Annotated in this window: 8 protein-coding genes; all 8 read left to right on the top strand. The window is 27.9% G+C overall.

All coding sequences use genetic code 11. From position 1 onward, the window contains the following. On the top strand, window positions 1-806 hold an 806-nt coding region (locus NSA58_RS12185), incomplete at its 5' end, for a sensor histidine kinase (protein WP_257560507.1). A gap of 390 nt (window positions 807-1,196) precedes the next feature. Next, window positions 1,197-1,511, top strand: a complete 315-nt coding sequence (locus NSA58_RS12180) for an SH3 domain-containing protein (protein ID WP_074429705.1) — start codon at window positions 1,197-1,199, stop codon at window positions 1,509-1,511. Between the two features lie 131 nt (window positions 1,512-1,642). Next, window positions 1,643-1,840: a peptidoglycan-binding domain-containing protein gene (locus NSA58_RS12175; RefSeq protein WP_074079533.1), complete on the top strand. Its 198-nt coding sequence runs from the start codon at window positions 1,643-1,645 to the stop codon at window positions 1,838-1,840. Next, entirely contained in the window at window positions 1,795-2,283 is a 489-nt protein-coding gene (locus tag NSA58_RS12170; protein WP_079764807.1) for a C40 family peptidase, read from the top strand. The genes NSA58_RS12175 and NSA58_RS12170 overlap by 46 nt, the downstream gene beginning before the upstream one ends. 226 nt (window positions 2,284-2,509) lie before the next feature. Beyond that, the gene (locus tag NSA58_RS12165; protein ID WP_074429704.1) at window positions 2,510-5,686 is read left to right on the top strand and encodes a tetratricopeptide repeat protein; all 3,177 of its coding nucleotides are present in this window, start codon (window positions 2,510-2,512) and stop codon (window positions 5,684-5,686) included. Between the two features lie 11 nt (window positions 5,687-5,697). Next, window positions 5,698-5,901, top strand: coding sequence for an Hsp70 family protein (locus NSA58_RS20745; RefSeq protein ID WP_330652568.1), 204 nt, complete (start codon window positions 5,698-5,700; stop codon window positions 5,899-5,901). Further along, window positions 5,837-7,396 (top strand): Hsp70 family protein, encoded by a 1,560-nt coding sequence (locus tag NSA58_RS12160; RefSeq protein ID WP_330652567.1) that lies wholly within the window; start codon window positions 5,837-5,839, stop codon window positions 7,394-7,396. The genes NSA58_RS20745 and NSA58_RS12160 overlap by 65 nt, the downstream gene beginning before the upstream one ends. Before the next feature lie 198 nt (window positions 7,397-7,594). Further along, on the top strand, window positions 7,595-8,121 hold a 527-nt coding region (locus NSA58_RS12155; protein WP_257560506.1), incomplete at its 3' end, for a HutD/Ves family protein.

Raw genomic sequence — 8,121 nt, 5'->3', positions numbered from 1 at the left:
TATACAAAATTGCAAAAGAGAGGGAGCAATTAAAGACTGATTTTATAGTAAATATGAGTCATGAGCTGAGAACACCATTAAACATAATAAGAAGTGCATCAACTCTATTGGAATTAAAGGCTAATAAAAATGAACAAGTAGAAAAAGAATATATATTAGATAAAGTAGAGCGAATTAATCAAAATTCGGATAGATTAATTAGACTTATAAATAATTTAATAGATATTACAAAGTTCGATTCTGGTTTTTATGAATGTAAATGTAAAAATGAAAATATAGTTTATGTTGTGGAAGATATAGTATTTGCAACTGTTGACTATGCTAATGAGAAAAATATAGAATTAATATTTGATACGGACTCAGAGGAAATAATAACTTTCATAGATAAAGAAAAAATAGAAAGAGTTATTTTAAATTTACTTTCTAATGCCATAAAATTCACCAATGAAAATGGTAAAATAGAAGTTCATATAAAACATGATGATAAATTTGTTTATATCAGCATCAAAGATAATGGAATAGGAATACCAAAGGAAAAAGTAAATCAGATATTCCACAGGTTCTATCAAGTAGATTCAATTTTATCTAGAAAAAATGAAGGAAGTGGAATAGGCCTTTGTATAGTAGATGAGATAATAAAAATGCATGGTGGCAAGGTAAATATTGATAGCGAAGAAAACAAAGGAACTACCTTTGAAATAATTCTAAACCTTGAACGAGATAATTCAATGGATGATGATCACATGGAAGATAAAACTGATAGAAATATTAAAGACGTGGTAAAAGTGGAAATGGCAAATATATAATAATAAAGCTACTAAATTTGTATGAAGATACTTATTTAGTAGCTTATTTTAATGCTTAAATCAGGAATTTTTTGTCAAGTGAGAAAGGGATATATATTTAGTATTTTTTATATGATTTGAATAGAAAAATATGAGCAAAATGAGATTAATTTGTTATAAATTATAAAAATATGTAGGAATATTGTTGAAAAAATTTCATATTGATATACTATGTAAATTAGGGGTAATCATAATTGATATCCCTAATTTATGTTTTGACCTCAAGTTAAGATAAGGTAATATTTTGGGTGATAGTAAAAATAAGACCTATGAATCCATTGAAATAGAGAGGTTAATGAAGATGATTGATCCTTTATATAACATATAAGGGGAAATGGGGGAAGCAAAATTATGGATGAAAGAATGGATAAACGCTTATTGATAGTTTTATCAGGGATTTTAATGAGTAGAGCTTTAGCAACAAGTGTACCTTCTTATGCTGAAAACAATGAGGAAATAGAACCTGAGTTATCAATGCATAATCTAAATGAAATAAATACTATAAAGACAGGAAAAGTTACAACAAGTTCATTAAATGTAAGAGCGAATGCTTCTACTAATAGTTCTAAGATTGGTTCATTGAAAAAAGGAGCAATTGTTGAGATAGAAAATATATCATCTAATGGATGGTACAAAATTAAATATAAAAAGGTTATGGATACATAAGTGGATCATACGTAGTAGATGCAAGTTCTGATGGTGAATCAGATAGAGTTTATAAAAATCCACCAGGATATATTCAATTAAAAGATAAAATAAGTGTAAGTGGAGCAGGAAAAAACCTAGTTAGAGGAACAATGGGCCTTAGAGTTGCGAAGGTTCAAAGAAAACTAGGCATGGGACATGTATGGGAAATCGTAGGACCAACTACAATATCAAAGGTCATGGCTTTCCAAAAGACAAAGGGTCTAAAAGTAACAGGTGTAGTTGACCTTACTACGTGGAAAAAATGGGATTTAGTGAGTCTTCTTGGTATACATTGGATTCATATGTAACGCCAGTTAAGACAAACTCAAAGTCAACAAGATCAGATCTCGTTGAACAAATGATAAGGACTGCAGAAAGTTATTTAGGTACAGAATACGTAGTTGGTGCTGTTGGTGTTCCAGGAAGTGGAGTTGATTGTAGTGGTTTAGTTATGCAAGCCATGTATTCCATAGGAATTGACCCAGCTCCAGTAAGTGTAACTCGTCACACTCAACCAGGATATGAGTATGAGTCTAGAAACCTTTGGAATCTTCCAACATTAAAAACAGTTCAAAAGCCACAAAGAGGAGATTTAGTATTTTATAAAAATAGTGCAGGAACGGTAATTCATGTGGCTATATATTTAGGCAATAATAGGGAAATAGAGGCTTGGCCAGAAAAAGTTGTAAATTGGCCGTTAATACATCCAGAAAGACCGTTAATAAAGGGTTATAAAAGAGTTCTAGGTTAATAAGTTAATAAATAGTTAGTTTAATATAAAATGGATATACTCCTTTCATGGCATATGGTTTTAATAATAAAACTGTTGTTATGAAAGGAGTATTTTTTTTAGAAATACAAGTGATGTATGAAAAATGAATATACTCTATTAAAAATACACGGTACAAACAAGATTATATTCTATGTTATAATATTTTTTAGAAGGTTAAAAATGACAAAAATGTGAGGGGAAAATTATGGATATATTTCAAATATTAAATATAGACAAAACAAAAGACAAAGATATTATAAAAAGAGCTTATTTAACCAAGCTTCAAAATACCAATCCAGAGGACAAACCAGAAGAGTTTATGCAACTAAGACTTGCTTATGAGAAAGCTTTAGAATACGCAAATTCACAAGATGAAATCATTAATGAAAAAGATAATTTAAATAGTAAGAAAAGTGAAATAGATATATGGATGGAAAAAGTAGAAGAAGTATATAAAAATTTCAAATCAAGAAATGACCTAGATAAATGGGAAGAACTTTTAAAAGATGATATATGCCAAAATTTAGATTCCAAAATAGAAGTCAGAGACTCTCTTTTAGAGTTTCTTATGGAAAATTACTTTATACCATCCACACTAGTAAGATTTTTAAATAAAGAATTTGATTTTATGGACAATTTAGATGATTTATATGAGAAATTCCCAAAAGCATTTATAGATAATGTAATTATATACAAAATGAGTAATGATGAATTTCCACTATATTCACTATTTGATTTAAAAGATAATCTAGATTATGATGAATTTTTGATAAAGTTTTATGAACTTAGAGATTTATATAGTGAAAGAGAATATACTTCAGCTTTAAAGCTTTATGATGAAATAAAATCTCTAAATATTTATCATCCAGAATTACAGAAAAAACTAGCGCAAATTTATTACTCAATGGATGAGTATGATAAATGTTTAGAAGTAATAGATAAAATGGATATAAAATATGTAGAAATGCTAGAAATAAATTTACTTAAAGCCATGGCACTTGTGGGTAAAGGAAATCATAAAGAGGCTAAAGAGTATTATTATGAAATTTTGCAAAAAAATCCAGTAAATTCTAGAGCAATAGAAGGACTTACATATATTTATCAAGAAGAAGGCAGATTTTTAGAAGCTAAAGCATTAATATATGGTCTATATTTCAATGGATATTCAGATTATTATATAGATGATATTTTTGATAATATAAATAAAAAAATCATAGAGAAATATGAAGAAAATGAAGATGAAAATTACAATAAAAATGAATTAATCGAAATTGCATGGGCTTATAATGATGATAATAATTTTGAAAAAGCCCTTCAAATATTAAACTCCATAGAAATAGATGAATCAATTGAAGATATGTATTATGCATTAATGACTAGAATTTACTCAAATTTAGATAAATACAATGAAGCTTTTGATTACATAGAAAGATGGAAAAAATCAATTGAAAATGTAAAAGAAAATGAAATTACAGATTTTAATAGAAAATATAAATGTTTAAGCCAAGTTTATAAATCAAAATCATGTTGTTATTATAATTTAAAGAAAAAAGAATTAGCTCTTGAAAATATAAATAAATCCTTGGAAATTCTGCCTACAGATATTAATGCTTTAATGCCAAAAATATATATACTTTATAGTCAAAGAAAGTTCCAAGAAGTAATTGACTTATGTGATGAAGTTCTAAAGTTATCACCTGAAAATTTAGCCGTATATAGATCAAAAGCAAATGCCCTATACGATATGAATTATTACTCTGATGCATTTGATATATGTGATGAAATGTTGGAAATAGATAGATATCAAATATTCCCACATATTTGCAAAGCAAGAATTTTAATAGAAGTTGAAGAAATAGATGATGCAAAGGAAATTATAGATTTTCTTCAAGAAGAAGAGGTTGAATCTGAATCAATAAACTTACTAAAAGGACTTATATCTTATTATGAAGATGATGCAGAAACTGCAAAAGATATACTTGAGAAAGTAATAGAAAAAATGGAAGAAAATGAAGATACATATGTGGAATTTGATGAAGATGCTTATTTATATTATATAAAATCTACTTATAAAGATAAAACGCCACAGGAAATAATAGAACTTGCTAATAAAGGATTAGAATATGACAGCAAAAACACAGAGCTTATGTATTATAAAGCTTGGTATTTAGCTGAAGATGATAAATTAGACGAAGCTCAAAGTATTTACGAAGAACTAAATATTATAGATGAGGGTAACTCATATGCAAACACTCAACTAGGTCATATTCATAGAGAAAAGAAAGAGTATGACAAGGCATTGGAATATTATACTAAACAAATAGAACTAGAAGATGACGACGAAGACTATTTTCCTAGAATAGCTTTGAATATGAAGTTATATAATTTAGACAGTGTATATGAAGACTTAAAATATTTAGAAAGTGTCATGCCACAAAGTGTAAGGGTTTATGATAATCTTGGAATATACTACAGTATCCTTGATAAAAATGAAGAAGCATTAAAATATTATTTGAAAGCTAAAACAATTGAAGATAGTAATGAAGAAAATGAAGTTGTATATTTAAATTATAGATTAGCAACTGTATATAGAAAGCTTGGAATGTATGAAGAAGCTATCAAATGTTATGAAGAAGATTATGCGGATGATGAGGATGAAGATACTTTATTTGAAATTTACAATGTATATATGGACATGGGGGATTTCAAAAGAGGTGAAGAACAGTTAAAGAAATATTTAAAAGCAATAAATAAATCAAAATTCAGTGTGGAATATAGATATAGGATGGCAATGATGTTTTGGCAATCTGGAAGATTATCTGAAGCAAAAAAATATTTCTCACTAATAATTAATTGTGATGATAGTCAAATAAATAGAGACAAAGGTAGACTTTATTATTATATGAATAACTTAAATAGAGCTATACTTTCCATAGAAAAAGGACTTGGCATAAATGAAGTGGAAGTTGAAGTAGATGAAGAAGAGCCAGATATAAATGCTTATATGCATGCAGCTAGAATATATAATGAGTTAGATTGTAAAGAAGAAGCCATTGAATATGCTAATACAGTATTAAATTTAATACCGAAAGATTTAGATTATAAAAAAGATGAACTTCCTATGAATTATAAATATGCAGGTGATGCTTATGCAATTTTAGGAGATTTAGATAAAGCTGAAGAATATCTAAAAAAAGCTTTGAACTCACCTACATGTATGTATTGTAACAAGAGAAAATGTACAGATGCTATCGCAGGGTTAATTTATTTAGAAATTTTAAAAGAAAATATAGATAAAGCCAAAGAGTACTTAGAAGAAGGAAAAAAAATAGATCCTTCAGATGAAGACATAATTGGTTTTGGAGAAATACTTGGTTGTTAAGAGGAGAAAAAATGATAATAGGAATAGATTTGGGAACAACAAATAGTTTAGTAAGCTATTTTCATGAAGGAGAAACAAAAATAATACCAAATAGGCTGGGAGATAATCTTACTCCTTCCGTTGTTAGTATAGATGAAAATAATAATATATATGTGGGGGAAAATAGCAAAAGAAAGAAAAATATTATATCCTCATATGACGGTAGATGTATTTAAAAGAAGTATGGGTACAAATAAAGAATTTGTACTTAATGATAAAAAATTCAAAGCAGAAGAACTATCTTCTTTTGTATTAAAGTATCTAAAAGAAGATGCACAGTTTCATTTAGGACAAAAAGTAGAAGAAGCCATTATAAGTGTGCCAGCATATTTTAATGATGACCAAAGAAAAGCAACAAAAAAAGCAGGAGAACTGGCAGGTCTAAAGGTAAATAGAATTATTAGTGAACCTACAGCAGCAGCCATTGCTTATGGTATAGATAAAAGAGATGATAATACTAGATTTTTAGTATTTGATTTAGGTGGAGGGACTTTTGATATATCCATACTAGAGATGTATGGTAGCATAATGGAAGTTAGAGCAGTAGCCGGAGATAACTACATAGGTGGAGAAGATTTCACAGAAATACTTTATAAAATGTTTTTAGAACAAGTAAATTTGAAAGAAGAAGACTTAAGTACAAAGAATTTATCTCATATAAAAAAGCAATGTGAAATAGCTAAGATGGAATTTAGTTCAAAGAAAGTTGTACAAATAAAATGCAAGGTGGAAGATAAAATTTACGAAACAAGCATAAACATGGATGACTATGAAAAATCTTGTGAACTTATTTTATCAAAACTTAAGAAGCCTATAGAAAAAAGTTTGAAAGATGCAAAAATTAAATTAAATCAAATAGATGAAATAATATTAATAGGAGGAGCAACAAAACTTCCTATTATAAGAAAGTTTGTAGGTAAAATATTTGGTAGGCTACCAAACACAAGCATAAATCCAGATGAAGCTGTTGCCATGGGAGCAGCTATTCAAGGAGCCATGAAAGAAAGAAATAAATCAATAAAAGAAGTAATACTTACAGATGTGTGCCCTTTTTCACTGGGAACAGAAGTAGTGATGAATTCATCAAATAATAGATACAACGAGACTTATTTCTGTCCTATAATAGAAAGGAACACAACAATACCAGTAAGTAGAACTGAGACATTTTATACAGCTTACGATAATCAAAGCAAGTTAATAATTGAGATACTTCAAGGAGAGAGTAGATTTGTAAAAAACAACTTAAAATTAGGACAACTAACTGTAAGTGTGCCTAGAGGAAAAGCCGGTGATCAGTCCATAGATGTAACTTATACATACGATATAAACTCTTTATTAGAAGTAATAGTGAAAGTAAACTCAACTGGAGAGAAGAAAAGAGTTATAATTCAAAAACAAGAAAACAAAATAAGTGAAGAAGAAGCTAATGCTAGATTTGAAGAGCTAAGTTATTTAAAAATTCACCCTAGAGAAGATGAAAAAAATAAAGAAGTACTTTTTAGGGGCGAGAGAATGTATGAAGAAAGTATGGGAGAAGATAGACAGGTAATTAACTCAGCATTGATAGAGTTTGAAAATATCCTTAATAAACAGGATAAGATTGAAATTGAAAATGCAAGAGAGAAGTTAAATAATTTATTAAATGATATAGAGTTTGATCAGCTATATTAATTGTATATAAGAAAAATATAATTTGAATTTTAAAGGGTGTATCAAAAAATGATACACCCTTTATACATATACTTACTCATATTTTCCTTAAAATTTAATTATTAACAAGAAACTTTTCAATTTGATAAAAACTAGTATATAATTAATATGTAGGGGTGTTAAAGTATGAGCTTATTTAACTACAGAGGGGAGAATACTATGAGGCAGATTAAAATTATAAAAAAAGACAAGCTTTCAAGTAGCAAGTGGTCAGGTGGAACAACTACTCAGCTTTATATTTATCCAGAAAATGAACTTTATGAAAATAGAAATTTTACATTTAGAATTAGCTCAGCAAAAGTTGATTTGGAAGAATCTACTTTTACAAAATTACCAAATATAAAAAGAAGAATAATGATACTTGATGGAAAACTTAAATTAATCCATGAAAACCACCATAGTGTAACTCTTGAAAAGTTCCAACAAGATACTTTTTATGGAGACTGGAATACTAAGAGCTATGGAAAAGTAACTGATTTTAACTTAATGTTAAATGATAATGCAGATGGATTTATAGAATATATTAATCTAGAAAATGAAAAAATTATTAATCCTTATAAAAATGATAAGTACAATAATACAACAGAAGTTTTTTATTGTGTAAGAGGAAAAATAAATATAAGCATAAATAATGAAAGAGAGCAATTGGAAGCTGGTGACGTAGCTATAATAAAAAATATCTATAA

The organism is Terrisporobacter muris (assembly GCF_024621905.1).
In the GTDB taxonomy this organism is placed as follows: Bacteria; Bacillota; Clostridia; order Peptostreptococcales; family Peptostreptococcaceae; genus Terrisporobacter; species Terrisporobacter muris.
Note: the sequence above shows the minus strand (reverse complement) of the source record. Positions and strands in the feature narration are given on the sequence as shown.